The organism is Flavobacterium helocola, from assembly GCF_038289885.1.
Lineage (GTDB): Bacteria > Bacteroidota > Bacteroidia > Flavobacteriales > Flavobacteriaceae > Flavobacterium > Flavobacterium cheniae.
Genome location: NZ_JBBYHT010000002.1, coordinates 164,507 through 180,830, shown reverse-complemented (window position 1 = coordinate 180,830; position 16,324 = coordinate 164,507). Strand labels below are relative to the sequence as shown.

The window sequence follows — 16,324 nt, the reverse complement described above, 5'->3', positions numbered from 1 at the left end:
CGAAATAATGAAAATATTTTTGGAAATGGAAATGATTTTTATTTTTTTGGATGAATTCAAAAAAAAGAGACAAGGCAATGCCTTGTCTCTACAGAATATATTTTTTTGAAATATTACATATTTCTTCGGTATTGTCCTCCAACCTCAAACAATGCGCTGGTAATTTGCCCTAACGAACAAACTTTGGTTGCATCCATTAATTTTTCGAAAATGTTTTGGTTCTTAATCGCTGCTTCTTGTAAAATATTGATGTGTTCGGCTACTTTTTCTGCACTTGTTTTATGCAAATCGGTTAACATATCAATTTGATATTGTTTTTCTTCTTCCGTTGCACGAATAACCTCAGCAGGAATAACTGTTGGCGAACCTTTTGAACTCAAGAACGTATTTACACCAATAATTGGGAATTCTCCTGTGTGTTTCAAGGTTTCGTAATACAATGATTCTTCTTGGATTTTACTTCTTTGGTACATGGTTTCCATTGCTCCTAAAACACCACCACGTTCTGTGATTCTGTCGAATTCTTGTAAAACCGCATCTTCTACTAAATCAGTTAATTCTTCAATAATGAACGAACCTTGAATTGGGTTTTCGTTTTTCGCTAAACCTAATTCTTTATTAATAATCAACTGAATTGCCATGGCTCTACGCACTGATTCTTCTGTTGGTGTTGTAATCGCTTCGTCGTAAGCATTCGTATGCAATGAATTACAGTTATCGTAAATCGCATACAACGCTTGTAAAGTCGTACGAATATCATTAAAATCAATCTCTTGCGCGTGTAACGAACGACCCGATGTTTGAATGTGGTATTTCAACATTTGTGCTCTTTCGTTGGCTCCGTATTTATTTTTCAAGGCTTTTGCCCAAATTTTACGTGCTACACGACCGATTACTGCATATTCTGGATCAATTCCGTTTGAGAAGAAGAATGATAAATTCGGACCGAAATCGTTAATGTTCATTCCTCTACTTAAATAGTATTCTACATAAGTGAAACCATTTGCCAACGTGAAGGCTAACTGCGTAATTGGATTTGCTCCTGCTTCCGCAATATGATATCCTGAAATCGAAACCGAATAAAAGTTACGAACATTCTGTTTGATAAAATATTCTTGAACGTCGCCCATCAAACGTAAAGCAAATTCCGTAGAGAAAATACAAGTATTTTGCGCTTGATCTTCTTTTAAAATATCCGCTTGAACCGTTCCACGAACTTGAGCTAATGTTTTAACTTTAATATCTTGATATATATCTAAAGGTAAAACTTGGTCACCTGTAACTCCTAAAAGCATTAAACCTAAGCCATTATTTCCTTCTGGTAAAGCACCTTGATATCTTGGACGCTCTACTCCTTTTTTCTTGTAAATTTCATTGATTTTAGCTTCAACTTCATCTTGTAAACCGTTTTCAATGATGTATTTTTCACAGTTTTGATCAATGGCCGCATTCATGAAAAATCCTAACAACATGGGAGCTGGACCATTTATTGTCATCGAAACCGAAGTTAACGGATGACTTAAATCGAAACCTGAATATAATTTTTTCGCATCGTCTAAACAGCAAATTGAAACTCCCGCATTTCCAATTTTTCCATAAATATCTGGTCGAACGTGTGGATCATTTCCATATAAAGTTACCGAGTCAAAAGCGGTTGACAAACGTTTTGCAGGTAATCCCGCAGAAACATAATGAAAACGTTTGTTCGTTCTTTCTGGCCCACCTTCACCGGCAAACATTCTACTTGGGTCTTCTCCTTCGCGTTTGAATGGATATAATCCTGATGCGAATGGGAATTCTCCTGGTACGTTTTCTTGTAAATTCCATTTTAAGATATCGCCCCAAGCTTGGTATTTTGGTAAAGCTACTTTTGGAATTTGAGAATGCGATAACGATTCGGTATGCGTTGCAATTTTGATTTCTTTATCACGAACTTTAAAACTATAAACCGGATTTTTGTATTTGTTTACTTTTTCATCCCAAGTTAAAATGATTTCCCAATTGTATGGGTCAAGGTTCATTTTTACTCTGTCGAATTCTTTAGTTAATAACGAAACGAAATCTTTGTTATCAGCAGTAGTTTTTAAAGAACTTTCAACAATTCCTGCTTTATCTAATTGCGGAAGATTCCCATTAACCGATTCAACAGTTTTGAAAATTCCGTATAATTTTTGAGCTACTTCTACTTGAGAAAGTGCTGTTTCGTCGTATTTTCTATTGTTTTCTGCAATTTCAGATAAATAACGTGTTCTGTGAGGCGGAATTACGAAAATCTTCTCACTCATTTCACGGGTAATTTCAAAAGTCGATTTTAAATCAGCTCCTGTTTTCGCTACAATCTTATCCATGATAGATTTGTAAAGCGTATTCATTCCTGGGTCGTTGAATTGCGAAGCGATAGTTCCAAAAATAGGCATCTTATCGGTATCTACATCCCATAAATTATGATTGCGTTGGTATTGTTTTTTCACATCACGAATCGCATCTAAAGCGCCACGTTTGTCGAATTTGTTTAATGCTACTAAATCAGCAAAATCTAACATATCGATTTTTTCTAACTGAGTTGCTGCTCCAAATTCTGGTGTCATTACATATAACGAAACATCAGAATGGTCCATAATTTCAGTATCCGATTGACCAATTCCTGAAGTTTCTAAAATAATGATATCGTATTTAGCTGCTTTCAATACTTCAATCGCTTCAGCCACATATTTTGATAAAGCCAAATTAGATTGACGAGTAGCTAACGAACGCATGTAAACGCGTGAATTGTTAATCGCATTCATACGAATTCTATCACCTAACAAAGCACCGCCTGTTTTACGTTTTGATGGGTCAACCGAAATTAATCCGATAGTTTTTTCTGGGAAATCGATTAAGAAACGACGCACTAATTCATCGACTAACGATGATTTTCCAGCACCACCCGTTCCTGTGATTCCTAATACTGGGATTTTTGACGTTTCATTCTTTTGATGAATTTCGTCAAAAACCGATTTTGCGATTTCTGGAAAATTCTCAGCTGCAGAAATTAATCGTGCAATTGCAGTTGGGTTTTTCTCTTCAATATGCGATAATTCTCCCGTTAATTTATCACCAATTGGATAATCTGAACGTTGAACTAAATCGTTAATCATACCTTGTAATCCCATAGCACGACCGTCGTCTGGTGAATAAATTCTTTCGATTCCATATTCGTGTAATTCTGAGATTTCAGAAGGTAAGATTACTCCTCCACCTCCACCAAATATTTTGATGTGACCTGCTCCTTTTTCTTTAAGCAAATCGTACATGTATTTGAAATATTCGTTATGGCCTCCTTGGTAAGACGTCATTGCAATTGCATTAGCATCTTCCTGAATAGCTGTATTTACTACTTCTTCCACACTTCTATCATGTCCAAGGTGAATTACCTCAACACCCGTAGCTTGAATAATTCTACGCATGATATTAATGGCTGCATCGTGTCCATCAAAAAGTGACGCTGCGGTCACAATTCTTACTTTATTTTTAGGAATATAAGGAGTTTGTAGTTCCATATGTAATTTTTATTCGTTTTAAAGGGTGCAATTTACGAATTTAATAATTTTATTTCATTCAAATTTTAGAATAAATTGTGTTGAAAATTGGCACTATCTTTGTAAATTAGTTAGCAAAATATAAAAACATGAAAAAAATAGTATTTAGTTTAGTAGCGTTTAGTTTGTTTAGTTGTGCCGAAATGCAACAAGTTATTGATCAATTACCACAAGGAACAGGTATTTTGAGTCAGGCAGAAATTGGTAGTGGATTGAAAGAAGCTTTAAATAATGGAATTACCAAACAAGTTACAAAATTAACGGTAACTGATGGCTTTTTCAAAAATCAAGCGGTAAAAATTTTATTACCAGAAGAACTGCAAGTGGTAGATAAAAAATTACGTCAAATAGGGATGAGTAGCTTAGCAGATGAAGGTTTAAAAGTATTAAACAGAGCTGCAGAAGACGCTGTAAAAGAAGCAACACCTATTTTTGTAGATGCAGTAAAACAAATGACTTTTAATGATGCCAAAAACATTTTGATGGGTAATGAAAGTTCAGCAACAACTTATTTACAAAACACAACTTCAAACGCTTTGTATGCTAAATTTAATCCAGTGATTAAAAATTCGTTTGCAAAAGTAGGCGCTGATAAAGTATGGACGAATATCATTACGAAATACAATTCCATTCCATTAGTTAAAAAAGTTAATCCTGATTTAACCGATTATACTACAAACAAAGCTATGGAAGGTGTTTTTAAAATGGTAGCTGTAGAAGAGAAAGAAATTCGTACAAATTTAAATGCGAGGAGTTCTGATTTGTTAAAGAAAGTATTTGCTTTACAAGACAAAAAGTAATCTTTTGTAATTCATTTTTTACAGAAAAAACGTTTTCGTAAAATTTTAGTAATCAATAACATAAGAATAACATAACCTTAACATTACAATTCAAAAATTCATCGGATATTTGCAACGTAATAAGAATAAAAATCTCATTTAGTTAGGGTTAGTTTAGTATAAATCACTCCGATGTAAATCGGAGTTTTTTTTATTTATAAAATATTTCTCCTTATACTATTGATTGCAAATGAAATTTTTCACAAAGTATTCTTAACAACTTAAAACAAACTCAACAATTTTAAAAATATCCATTCGAGTTATAGCTCTTAAATAGAATTCTTCATCAAATATAAAAAAACCCGATTTCGTAAAATCGGGTTTTTTATTTTAATAAGTTGTAAAAGGCGGTTTTGATGTTTTATCTAAATGTCGTCTTAATCTTGTTGGAGTTGTACCATCTCCAGATGCACTAGGTATACCTTTTGGCTCTGTTTCATCTACTAAAGGGGTAGATGGGTTATCAACAATTGGATCAAATGGATAATTTAAAGTAATTCCTTGACCAGGTAATAATGGAAGTGGCTTTTTAATTTCTACTTTAGTTAAAAATCCATCACCATCATCATCAACATCTAAATAGTTAGGTCTACCATCACCATCTGTATCGATAGGGTCTTTCTTAAATCTTTCAACATCCAAAGGATCACCATATTCATACATTGATAAAATTCCATCTCTATCGTGATCCATACGTTTTAAATTATATAATTTAAAATTAAATACGAGATTTGAATATGGAATAATACCGGGTCTTGATGCACTAAAATATGCTAAACCAGAAGGAATAAAAATAACCCCAACTCCAAAATCTTGAAATGATATAGTTCCATCAGTATTTGAACTATAAGTTCCTATTTTGAATTGAGGAATAATTTCAGCCCATCCTCTGATAACACCATCCAAATTAAACCAAATAGGATTAACATTCTCTTCAAAAACTGATTGATTGTAAACGGTATTTCCATCCACAGTTCCTTTAAAAATAGTATTACCTTTATAGGCTACAAGTGTAGAATCGACTCTTGTAGGACTTTCCCCTGTTCCTTCTCTCAATTTTAAATAATAAACTTTATAAGTTATATCATGTAAGTTTACTTCTTTGAATTCTAATTCAGGCATATCCGATACAGGTACCTGAGATCCGCCATCTGGAATTTTTGTAAAAACAGTATTAAAATCACCATCAATAGTTACATAGTGTGTATCTAAGAATTCTTCTATTTTTAAAATATCCTCTTCATATACTTCATTGTAAGGTCTTGGAGGTGCAATCGTTGAGCTATCATCTTGTTGACAAGAGTAAACACCAATAAACAAACCTAAAATCAATACTATTTTAATTAAACTCTTCATTTTTATGCTTTTTTTGTGGGCGCAAGATACAATTTTCATTTATTTTTGTAGAAATATTAACATGGTTTTTTGAATTATATTATGCGAATAGATAAACTTTTATGGTGTTTACGGTATTATAAGACCCGAAGTATAGCTACTGAAGCTGTAAAAAAAGGACATATAACAGTTAATGGTCAGGTGGCGAAGGCTTCAAGAGAGGTTTTTCCCACCGATAAAATCACGCTTCGCAAAGACCAAATCAACTACAAATTAACCATTTTAGATATGCCTCAAAATCGGTTGGGAGCAAAATTAGTCGATATGTACCGAAAAGATGAAACGCCAAAAGAAGCCTTTGAACATTTAGAATTACTAAAATTATCAAAAGAACATTATAGAGCAAATGGAACTGGTCGTCCTACAAAAAAAGATCGAAGAGAAATCGACGATTACTTATGGGAAAGTGATGAAACCGAAGACATCAATAAAACTGAATAATGAATTACTGGGAAGAACGTTATCAAAAAGGAGAAACGGGTTGGGACGCAGGTAAAATTACTACTCCAATAAAAGAATACATTGACCAATTAACCAATAAGAATCTTAAAATTCTAATTCCCGGAGCCGGAAATGGTTATGAATTTGACTATTTGATAGAAAAAGGATTTAAAAATGTGTATGTAATTGATATTGCAGAAACGCCTTTAGAAAATATTAAAAAAAGAAAACCAGAATTTGCAACGCATTTATTGCATGCTGACTTCTTTTCATTAGAAACCAAATTTGATTTAATTTTAGAGCAAACATTTTTCTGTGCTTTACCTCCCGAAATGAGACCTCAATATGTTGAAAAAATGGCTTCGATTTTAAATCCAAAAGGAAAATTAGCAGGATTGCTTTTTGATTTTCCATTAACTAGCGAAGGTCCGCCGTTTGGAGGTTCAAAAGAAGAATATATCAACCGATTTGCTCCAAAGTTTGAAATAAAAAAACTAGAACACTCATATAATTCGATAAAGCCACGAGAAAATAAAGAACTCTTTTTTATCTTTGAGGTCAAATAACAACAACACATGGAAAATATTATTTTAACGCACAAAGAAATTGCGCACAAAACCAAACGAATTGCTTACCAAATCTTCGAAACTTTTGTTAATGAAGAAGAAGTTATTTTAGCTGGAATTGCCAACAATGGCTACCTGTTTGCTCAAAAAATAGCGGCAGAATTAGCTTTGATTTCTGATTTAAAAGTAACACTTTGTGAAGTTAAAATTAATAAACAAAATCCACAATCTCCTGTAACTACCTCAATCCCTTCAGCCGAATATCAAAACAAAGCACTAGTTTTAATTGATGATGTACTGAGCACAGGAACTACTTTAATTTATGGAGTAAAACACTTTTTAGAAGTACCATTAAGTAAATTCAAAACAGCTGTTTTAGTAGACAGAAATCATAAAAAATATCCAGTAAAAGCAGATTTTAAAGGAATTTCACTTTCAACTTCATTACAAGAGCATATTCAAGTCGTTTTTGAAGAAAACAACTCGTACGCTTATTTAAGCTAATAAAGCTTCTATTTCATTTGCAATTTGCTCTACCAACTTATTATCAACCGTTACTATTTTAGTAGCTTGATGGTAATAAAAATTTCGGTCGAATAGATGCTTATTGATAAAATCTTTCAAAGTAACCTCATCTTGATTGTGCAATAACGGACGCTTGTCTTTTTCGTTTATCAATCGATTTACTAAAGTATCCGTAGAAGCCTTCAAGTAAATTGAAAAAACGTCATCTTGTTGCAACAATTCATGATTATTAAAATAACAAGGTGTTCCACCACCTAAACTTAAAATAAAGTTTTCTTTTTTATCTAGAAAAGTCTTCAAGACTTCATTTTCCTTTTTTCTAAAATAAATTTCACCTTTTGTTTGAAACAATTCAGAGATGGAAATTTGAGTTACTTTTTCAATTTCATTGTCCAAATCATAGAATGGAATTTGCAGCTTTTCAGCTAAAAAAGCTCCTATTACCGACTTACCACAACCCATGTAACCTAATAGCACTACTTTCATATCTAAATAATCCTCTATAAATTAAAGGGTTAAGAAATTAATTATAAAAAAAGACAAATTTATAATAAATTCTCATTGGAAAATAAATAAATGTTTATATATTTGCACCCGCATTCAAGAAAAGAAAATGACTTGGTAGCTCAGTTGGTAGAGCACATCACTTTTAATGATGGGGTCCTGGGTTCGAGCCCCAGCCAGGTCACAAAAACAAAAAAACTTTTCTTGATTGCTACGACTTGGTAGCTCAGTTGGTAGAGCACATCACTTTTAATGATGGGGTCCTGGGTTCGAGCCCCAGCCAGGTCACAGAAAATCTAAAAGACGTTGCAGTGCAACGTCTTTATTTTTTTAAGGCCATGTGGAGAAACGGTAGACTCGCCATCTTGAGGGGGTGGTGCTCGCAAGGGCGTGAGGGTTCAAATCCCTCCATGGTCACAAATATTTACTTCCTAAAAACTCTTTTCTTATTCTTTAAAAAAATTTGTTTGATTATTTTTCTCATTAGTTAAACATTTTTTATCGTAAAAATTTTTTTGTTTACTTTTTTTATTACTTTTGTTAAACAAAATAAAGAAAAAGATGAACAACGTTAAAAATGTATTTAGTATCAAAGATTTAGAAAATCTTTCTGGCATAAAAGCACATACCATTCGTATCTGGGAAAAACGTTATAATGTTTTAGAACCTATGCGATCTGATACTAACATACGTTCGTACGATATAAAAAACCTACAGAAGTTATTAAACATTGTATTACTTCATAATTACGGTTATAAAATTTCAAAGATAGGAACCTTAGATCAAGAGCAAATAAATAAACTTGCCAACGATATTATTTCCGAAAAAAGTGCAAAAACTCATGCCATAAGTACTTTTAAAATGGCAATGATGAATTTTGATCAATCTTTATTTTTCAATACTTATAATGAATTATTGAGCGAAAAATCTTTTAGAGAAGTTTTCTATACTGTATTTATTCCGCTAATGCAGGAAATCGGTTTCTTATGGCAAACTGAAACCATTTCTCCTGCTCACGAGCATTTTATAAGTTATCTAATCAAACAAAAACTTTTAATTAATACAGAAAAAGTTCAAATATTAGAACCTACAAAAACCGACAGTGTATTTGTTTTATTTCTTCCACTTAACGAAGTTCATGAACTTGGTTTAATGTATTTGAATTACGAAATTCTATTGAAAGGCTATCAAACCATTTATTTAGGGGAAAGCATTCCAACTGAAAGTTTGTTAGATTTAAAAAACTCTTACGAAAAGATAACTTTTGTAAGTTATTTAACCGTAGAACCTAATCAAGAAGAAATTGATAATTATATTGTTGACATGCAAGCTAAGTTACTTGAAAATACAAACCATGAAGTTTTATTATTAGGTAGAATGACTCAATTTATTACATCCAAAACACTACCAAACAACGTACATATTTACAATAGCATAGAAGAACTTTCAAATACTTTGTAAAAATATTTGTTTTGTTTAACTTTTTTACTATTTTTGTTAAACAAAACTAAATCAAGTGCATAAAAAAATTATAATAATCGGTTCTGGATTTTCATCATTGTCTGCAGCGTGTTATTTAGCAAAACAGGGAAATGATGTAACAATCTTTGAAAAAAACAGCACCATAGGAGGAAGAGCTCGTCAACTTAAAAAAGAGGGATTTACTTTTGATATTGGTCCAACATGGTATTGGATGCCAGACGTTTTTGAACGCTTTTTTGGTGATTTTAATAAAAAGCCATCTGATTATTACGAACTAATAAAACTTTCTCCAGCTTATCAGGTATACTTTGGCCATTTAGATTTTGTAACTATTGCTGATAATTTACCAGAAATTGTAACCACTTTCGAATCTATTGAAAAAGGAAGCGGTAAGCAATTAGAACAGTTCATGGCAGAAGCTAAAAGTAATTATGATATTGCCATTAAAGATTTAGTGTATCGTCCAGGAGAATCTCCAATGGAATTAATCACATTGGAAACAGCAAAAAAAGTGAATCAGTTTTTCAGTAACATTAAAAAAGATGTTCGAAAAAGATTCAAAAACATGAAATTGGTTCAAATTTTAGAATTCCCAGTTTTATTTTTAGGAGCTAAACCAAGTGATACACCTTCTTTTTATAATTTTATGAACTTTGCCGATTTTGGATTAGGAACTTGGCATCCAAAAAATGGAATGTATTCTGTTATATTGGCTATGGAAACATTAGCTAGAGAATTAGGCGTTAAAATCGAAACCAATGCTAATGTAGAGAAGATTGATGTAACCAACGGAAAAGCCACAGGCATATTAGTTAATAATCAAATTGTAAAAGGCGATGTGATTTTAAGTGGTGCTGATTATCATCATTCTGAAACTTTACTAGATAAAAATTACCGTCAGTATTCAGAAAATTATTGGGAGAGTAAAACATTTGCACCATCTTCACTCCTATTTTACGTTGGGTTTGATAAGAAAATAGAAAATGTAGAACATCACTCTTTATTTTTTGATGTAGATTTTGATATTCATGCCGAAGCGATTTATGACAATCCAAAATGGCCAGAAGAACCACTTTTCTACGCCAGTTTTCCATCTAAAACAGACGAAAATTGTGCTCCAGAAGGAAAAGAAGCGGGTATATTTTTAATTCCATTAGCACCGGGATTAGAAGATACAAAAGAGTTGAGAGAACTGTATTTTGAAAAAATAATTTCACGTCTTGAGCAATTAACTGATCAAAAAGTAAAAAATAATATTATCTTTAAGGAATCGTTTTGTGTAAATGATTTCATTAAAGATTATAATTCATATAAAGGGAATGCTTATGGTATGGCAAATACTTTACTGCAGACTGCTTTTTTAAGACCTAAATTGAAAAGTAAAAAAGTCAAGAACTTATATTTTACTGGACAATTAACTGTACCAGGACCAGGAGTTCCTCCTTCCTTAATTTCAGGAAAACTAGTTTCAGATTTAATAGAAAAATATCAATAAGAATGAAGGCACTATTTGACAAAGTTTCTAATGATTGCAGTGTAAAAGTCACAAAGGCTTACAGTACATCTTTTTCTAGTGCTGTGAAGATGTTAGCACCAAGTATTAGACAAGATATTTATAACATATATGGTTTTGTTCGCTTTGCAGATGAAATTGTGGATTCATTTCATGATTATGATAAAGAATTCCTTTTTTCAAAATTTGAACAAGATTTGGTAGATGCATTAGAGCATAAAATAAGTTTAAACCCGATTTTAAATTCATTTCAACATACTGTGAATAAATATAATATTCCACAGGAAATGATTGATGCTTTTATGAAAAGCATGAAATTAGATTTGAGTAAAAGTGAATACAAAACCACAGAAGAATATCAAGAATACATTTATGGATCTGCTGATGTAGTAGGTTTAATGTGCTTGAAAGTTTTCGTTAACGGAAATGAAGAAAAGTACAATGAATTAAAAGATTCGGCTATGCGATTAGGTTCAGCTTTTCAAAAAGTGAATTTCTTACGCGATTTGAAAGCAGATTTTGAAGAATTAAGTAGAACTTATTTTCCAAATACCGATTTGAATCATTTAGACGAAAAATCGAAACAAGAAATTATTGCGGATATTGAAAGTGATTTTGAAGCCGCATATGAAGGTATTAAAAACTTACCTTTAGAGGCTAAATTTGGAGTTTACACCGCTTACAGATATTACAAGAAGTTATTAAAAAAACTTCAAAAAACACCTTCTTTAGAAATCAAAAATACACGTATACGAGTTTCTGATTATCAAAAAGTAGAATTATTAGCAAGATGCTATGTCAAATACAGATTAAATATTATTTGATGGGTGTTTGATGATGGATGATGGATGTTTTGTCATGCTGAACTACGTTTCAGCATCTTTAAATTAAATTTAATTTTTAAAATTTAAAATATTATGTGGTTACACGTTTTAGTTTTTTTTACAACCTTTTTCTTTATGGAATTTATGGCTTGGTTTAGTCACAAATACATTATGCACGGATTTTTATGGAGTTTGCACGCCGATCATCACAAGAAAGACCACGATTCATGGTTTGAACGTAATGATGCGTTTTTCATATTTTATGCAGTAGTTAGTATTGGATGTTTTTTATTGTGGCAAAATAACATTTTAGAAATTGGATTAGCTATTGGATTAGGAATTTTCGCTTATGGTTTAGCTTATTTCCTAGTACATGATATCTTTATTCACCAACGCTTTAAGTTGTTCAGAAATGCAAACAATCGTTATGCTAAAGCCGTAAGACGCGCTCACAAAATGCATCACAAACATATTGGAAAAGAACATGGAGAATGTTTTGGAATGTTAATCGTTCCTTTGAAATACTATAAGAACTAAAAAATCCCGCATCAGCGGGATTTTTTTATTTCATAAGTTGTTGTAAAGGTTTTAATTGCTCCATATCTACTTGTGATTTTTGGAGTAAACTCAGCATATTCATGATGTGCGTCGGATTCATATCGTTTCCTAAAACGCGAACTACTGCAAAACCATTTTCTTTCTTTCCAGCTAAAACAACAAATTCTTCAATGTGCTCGTCATCATTTCCAACGAAGTAAATGGCTGCACCATCATTTCCAGAACCTGCTTTCATTAATTGCTGATAGCTTTCGTCTTTCAAAATAGCCTTTACTTCTTTGATTTCTTTATCATAACCAGTAATATCTGTAGAATCAGTTCTAAAAGCTAAAATATTCATTTTTTCGAACGATTCTAAAGCTGCTTTCTCTGTTTCAGATAACGCAACTTTATCGGTTTTAATGATATTTGACGCTAAATCAATTGCAATAAACTTGGAAGATTCGGTATTTTCTACAAAATACTTTTGAAGTGTTGGTTTGTCATTGCAACTCCAAAGTAAAATCACACTTGAAACAAGTAATACTAACTTTTTCATAGTTTACTTTTTAGAAGCTTTTTTCAAATCATCTCCACCAGGTAAATTCATTTTCTCTGTTAACATAGAAATTTCATCTAAACTAAAGTTACCTGTTAATGATAAAACAATAGTGCTAGCATCTTTCATATTAGCTCCTTCAATAAACATTAAAAGTTCTCTAACAATATTTTCGTTCGCACCTGATTTTACGTAAATCTTTACATTTTTACCATCACCATTCACACGCATTAATTCTTCCAAAGGATTCGATTTCAAGTAACCATTCACTGTTGCTTTCATATCGGCACCTAATTTTGTATTGCTAGTTGTAAACACTTTTAAGTTGTCTAATTTTTTAAGCAAGTTCATGTATTGTTGCATTTCTTTATCTTTTGCATCTACTTTTACTTTACTCATCATTTCAAACATCTTCTTGTTAACAACAACAGATGCTACTCCTTCTTTGTCTTCAAATTTATCAAACGCTCCTTGTGCAAAAGAAACTGTTGATGCCATTAAAAATGCTATAACTACTACTAAATTTTTCATGTCTATTTTATTTAAAAATTGTTTTTTTTGTTTTTTCGTATTCTTCTAAATATACTACACTTTCCATGCCAACATTTACTTGTTCTGAAACCATTAACAAAGCTTTATGTGTAGCGGCAAAAGCTTCTTCTGGATTATCGTACGTTCCTAAATCTTCATGCTTAGGTTCTGATGGATAAAAATAGAAGGTGGCCAATCCAAAAAGCACTACAAAACTTGCTGCAATACCAATCCATTTTACAGTACTTTGTTTTCTAGGTTGTAATGGAAGTTTTTGCTCAAATTGCGTTCCTTTTTGCATTTCAAAGTAACCAAACAGCGATTGATATTTTGCCAAATGTGGCGCCACATCGTTTGAAGAAAAATAGGCCTTTAATTGTTTTTCTTCTGCTATTGTAGTTTCTCCTTGAAAGTATTTTTCCAATAATTGTTCAACTAACTTGAGTTCCATAATTATGTGTTTTTTCTATTTGTTCTCTTAAGGTTTTTCGTGCTCTTGATAAAGCTACTCGAACCGCTGTTTCATTCATTTCTAATACTTGAGCTATTTCCGAAAATTCGTATTCTTCAATCTCTCTTAATTGTAATATCAATCGTTGTTGTTCAGGTAAATCATTGATTAACTTTTCTGCCCATTGCAACGTGTTTTGATGTTCTATTTGTGTTTCAACACTAGCTTGCTTGTCTTGATAATTGTTATGTACAATTTGCAAATTCGAAGCTCTTTTACTTTTTAGTTGATCCAAACAATAATTCTTGGTCATCGTCATTGCTAATGCTTCTACACTGTTATATTGCTCTAAAGCACTATTTTTATTCCACAACCTTACCAACACTTCCTGAGTAGCATCTTCTGCTTCTTCGGTACTTACGAGCATTCGCTTCGCTAAACGAAATAACTTATCCTTAAAAGGAGTGATTATTTGTACAAACTCGTTTTGGTTCATATTAATTGGTTGGTTTATAATGAAGACGAATGTAATTTAATTTTGTTACAAAATGAAAAAAGGTTTTGATAAATAAATACCAAAACCTTTTAAAATCAAATAATTAAACTTTATCTAAAACAGAAAATTCAAACCTAATTTAAAGTTTCTTCCTCTTGTATTATATCCAATTACTTCTTGGAAATCATCGTTTAAAATATTCGTTACAGTTCCAAAAATATGCAAACGATTTGGTAATAATTCATACGAAATATTCGAATTAACCAACTGATAAGCACCTAAATTAACAGCTTGAGTTGCCCAAATATTCGAATCATAATACGCATCACTTCTGTGATCTACATATTGATAATTGATTCCGAATGTTCCTCTTTTGAATTTGTAATTCAAATCTACATTTCCTTTGTGCTTTGGAATCAAACGGTTTAATTGCTCTTCCACTTGAGTAAATGTATAATTTCCACCAATATTGAATCTTTCAGATAATGTGTAACGAACGCTTGCTTCAACTCCTTTTGCATTGTAAGTTCCGTCAATATTAATATAATAGGATTCAAATGTTGCTGAATTGTAATAGAATCCGAATGTGTTTTCTTCTTCTCTATAAAAACCAACCGCATTAATAGTCAACTTCTTATCCAATAATTGCGATTCGAAACCAAATTCTGCCGTAGCATTTTCTTCTGGCGTTAAGTCTAAGTTTCCGTAAGGACCATATAATTGGTACAAACTTGGCGTGATGAAAGCCGTACTGTATGAAGCTAACACTTTCAAAGGTAAGTTCTCAAATGAATAACTCGGATTAAAATTGTAAACTGCTTGACTTCCGTATTCGCTGTGTGTATTGTAACGAGCTCCAGCGTTAATGTTCAAACCAAATTCAGAGTTAAATACAACCGTTGCATACGGATCTAATAAGTTGAACTTAGCATTTTCTTTGATAACATCTACTACTCCATTTGTGTTTTGTGACATATCGAAATATTGATATTGCGCACCTAAAACTAAATATACTTGTTTGCTGAAATTGTATTTATTGAAAGCATCAATCGAAGCACTTCGTCCTGAATAATTATAATTATCAATCGTTCCCGACCACGAATTTGAAATATTTAAAACTCTATCAATAGTTGAAGCTCCAGCATTGATTGCAAATTCTCCTTTATTGTATTTATATTTTGGCAAGAATCCGATTCTGAATTGTTCCGAAAAACCATTGTTGTTCAAATCATCAGCATTAGCGATAATTCCGTCAAAAGAATTGTCAAACGTGTTTTTGATTCGGTCGTAATTTCCAAAAAACTCAAAACTTAATTTATCGTTCGCTTTAAAACCAATTTTCTGCAACACATTCACTCTCGAAAACGTATCTTCTTCAAAATCTTCTCCAGCTGCTTCAGACATTCCTTTGGTTTCGGTGCTATTTAAAGTCGTCATGTACGAAACTTTATTGATAGTTCCGTTTACCGATAAACCTTGATTGAAATCTTGCGCACTCGTTTTTGAAGTATTCGAAGTATTTTGCGTTCCCATATTGATGTACGCATTCCCAGAAATTTCCTTTTTAACGGATTTTTTTAAAGTAATATTGATAACTCCGGTTGCAGCTCCAGTTCCGTATAACGTACTTGAAGCACCTTTCATTACTTCAATTTTTTCGATTTGTTCCACTGGAATCAAACGCAAATCGTATTCGATATTAATTCCTGAAGCATCAGAAACCGGAACACCATCAATATAAATGGCTACTTGACGATTACGGCCACCACGAATGTAATAACCTAAGTTTTTTCCGTTGAAAGATTGATTTCCATTAATTTCAACTCCAGCCACTTGACTCAAAACATTTGCTAAATTTTGACCTTTTTTAGCTTCTAAGTCTTGAGCGGTAATCACTTCAATAATTTTACCTGATTTTTCTTTGCTTTGCGCAAATTTAGTGTCGGAAACGACAACTTCTTTTAAATTAGTAACTTTTAGCGTATCTGATTCTTGAGCATACGCAAAAACAGTAGCTAGTGTAAATACACTTAAGCCAATAAACTTTTTGTTCATTTTAAGGTTAATAAAAATTTTAATAAAT

At 32.1% G+C, this 16,324-nt stretch carries 16 protein-coding genes and 3 tRNA genes; 11 read left to right on the top strand and 8 right to left on the bottom strand.

Annotation, left to right across the window (positions count from 1 at the left end):
• Positions 1-113 precede the first annotated feature (113 nt).
• Entirely contained in the window at positions 114-3,539 is a 3,426-nt protein-coding gene (locus AAEO58_RS05765; RefSeq protein WP_341682602.1) for a methylmalonyl-CoA mutase family protein, read from the bottom strand.
• Positions 3,540-3,667: 128 nt separating this feature from the next.
• On the opposite strand from AAEO58_RS05765, the gene AAEO58_RS05760 reads away from it, so the two are divergent.
• Positions 3,668-4,378, top strand: coding sequence for a DUF4197 domain-containing protein (locus tag AAEO58_RS05760; protein ID WP_341682601.1), 711 nt, complete (start codon positions 3,668-3,670; stop codon positions 4,376-4,378).
• A 369-nt stretch (positions 4,379-4,747) separates the two neighbouring features.
• Here the strand turns inward: AAEO58_RS05760 and bamM are convergent, their stop codons facing one another.
• Positions 4,748-5,773 (bottom strand): BamM family beta-barrel-assembly machinery protein, encoded by a 1,026-nt coding sequence (bamM, locus tag AAEO58_RS05755; protein ID WP_341682600.1) that lies wholly within the window; start codon positions 5,771-5,773, stop codon positions 4,748-4,750.
• Between the two features lie 81 nt (positions 5,774-5,854).
• Between bamM and AAEO58_RS05750 the strand changes: the two genes are divergently transcribed.
• The 3 genes from AAEO58_RS05750 to AAEO58_RS05740 are packed head-to-tail and all read left to right on the top strand — an operon-like array spanning position 5,855 to position 7,323.
• Positions 5,855-6,253, top strand: a complete 399-nt coding sequence (locus AAEO58_RS05750; protein WP_133607664.1) for an RNA-binding S4 domain-containing protein — start codon at positions 5,855-5,857, stop codon at positions 6,251-6,253.
• Positions 6,253-6,819, top strand: coding sequence for a methyltransferase domain-containing protein (locus tag AAEO58_RS05745; RefSeq protein WP_341682599.1), 567 nt, complete (start codon positions 6,253-6,255; stop codon positions 6,817-6,819). The genes AAEO58_RS05750 and AAEO58_RS05745 overlap by 1 nt, the downstream gene beginning before the upstream one ends.
• A gap of 9 nt (positions 6,820-6,828) precedes the next feature.
• On the top strand, positions 6,829-7,323 hold the full coding sequence (locus tag AAEO58_RS05740) for a phosphoribosyltransferase family protein (RefSeq protein ID WP_341682598.1): 495 nt from the start codon (positions 6,829-6,831) through the stop codon (positions 7,321-7,323).
• Here AAEO58_RS05740 and AAEO58_RS05735 read toward each other — a convergent pair.
• Positions 7,315-7,830 carry a shikimate kinase gene (locus AAEO58_RS05735; protein ID WP_341682597.1) on the bottom strand — a complete coding sequence of 172 codons (516 nt, stop codon included), beginning with the start codon at positions 7,828-7,830 and terminating at the stop codon, positions 7,315-7,317. The genes AAEO58_RS05740 and AAEO58_RS05735 overlap by 9 nt on opposite strands.
• A 129-nt stretch (positions 7,831-7,959) precedes the next feature.
• Here AAEO58_RS05735 and AAEO58_RS05730 point away from each other — a divergent pair.
• From AAEO58_RS05730 to AAEO58_RS05700, 7 genes are all read left to right on the top strand, one after another.
• Positions 7,960-8,032: transfer RNA gene (locus AAEO58_RS05730), tRNA-Lys, on the top strand.
• Positions 8,033-8,063: 31 nt separating this feature from the next.
• Positions 8,064-8,136 (top strand) — tRNA-Lys (locus tag AAEO58_RS05725).
• A 46-nt stretch (positions 8,137-8,182) separates the two neighbouring features.
• Positions 8,183-8,265, top strand: a tRNA-Leu gene (locus AAEO58_RS05720).
• A gap of 144 nt (positions 8,266-8,409) precedes the next feature.
• On the top strand, positions 8,410-9,309 hold the full coding sequence (locus AAEO58_RS05715; protein WP_341682596.1) for a MerR family transcriptional regulator: 900 nt from the start codon (positions 8,410-8,412) through the stop codon (positions 9,307-9,309).
• 55 nt (positions 9,310-9,364) lie between these two features.
• Positions 9,365-10,825, top strand: coding sequence for a phytoene desaturase family protein (locus AAEO58_RS05710; RefSeq protein WP_341682595.1), 1,461 nt, complete (start codon positions 9,365-9,367; stop codon positions 10,823-10,825).
• 2 nt (positions 10,826-10,827) lie between these two features.
• Positions 10,828-11,667 carry a phytoene/squalene synthase family protein gene (locus AAEO58_RS05705; protein ID WP_341682594.1) on the top strand — a complete coding sequence of 280 codons (840 nt, stop codon included), beginning with the start codon at positions 10,828-10,830 and terminating at the stop codon, positions 11,665-11,667.
• 93 nt (positions 11,668-11,760) lie between these two features.
• Positions 11,761-12,204, top strand: a complete 444-nt coding sequence (locus AAEO58_RS05700; RefSeq protein WP_133607679.1) for a sterol desaturase family protein — start codon at positions 11,761-11,763, stop codon at positions 12,202-12,204.
• Between the two features lie 25 nt (positions 12,205-12,229).
• Here AAEO58_RS05700 and AAEO58_RS05695 read toward each other — a convergent pair whose 3' ends face one another.
• From AAEO58_RS05695 to AAEO58_RS05675, 5 genes are all read right to left on the bottom strand, one after another.
• A complete protein-coding gene (locus AAEO58_RS05695; RefSeq protein ID WP_341682593.1) occupies positions 12,230-12,763 on the bottom strand; it encodes a DUF4252 domain-containing protein in 534 nt (177 codons plus the stop codon).
• 3 nt (positions 12,764-12,766) lie between these two features.
• Positions 12,767-13,294, bottom strand: coding sequence for a DUF4252 domain-containing protein (locus AAEO58_RS05690; RefSeq protein WP_341682592.1), 528 nt, complete (start codon positions 13,292-13,294; stop codon positions 12,767-12,769).
• Between the two features lie 7 nt (positions 13,295-13,301).
• Entirely contained in the window at positions 13,302-13,745 is a 444-nt protein-coding gene (locus AAEO58_RS05685) for a hypothetical protein (protein ID WP_341682591.1), read from the bottom strand.
• Positions 13,726-14,241 carry an RNA polymerase sigma factor gene (locus AAEO58_RS05680; protein WP_341682590.1) on the bottom strand — a complete coding sequence of 172 codons (516 nt, stop codon included), beginning with the start codon at positions 14,239-14,241 and terminating at the stop codon, positions 13,726-13,728. The genes AAEO58_RS05685 and AAEO58_RS05680 overlap by 20 nt, the downstream gene beginning before the upstream one ends.
• Positions 14,242-14,355: 114 nt before the next feature.
• Entirely contained in the window at positions 14,356-16,296 is a 1,941-nt protein-coding gene (locus AAEO58_RS05675) for a TonB-dependent receptor plug domain-containing protein (protein WP_341682589.1), read from the bottom strand.
• Positions 16,297-16,324: the final 28 nt, after the last annotated feature.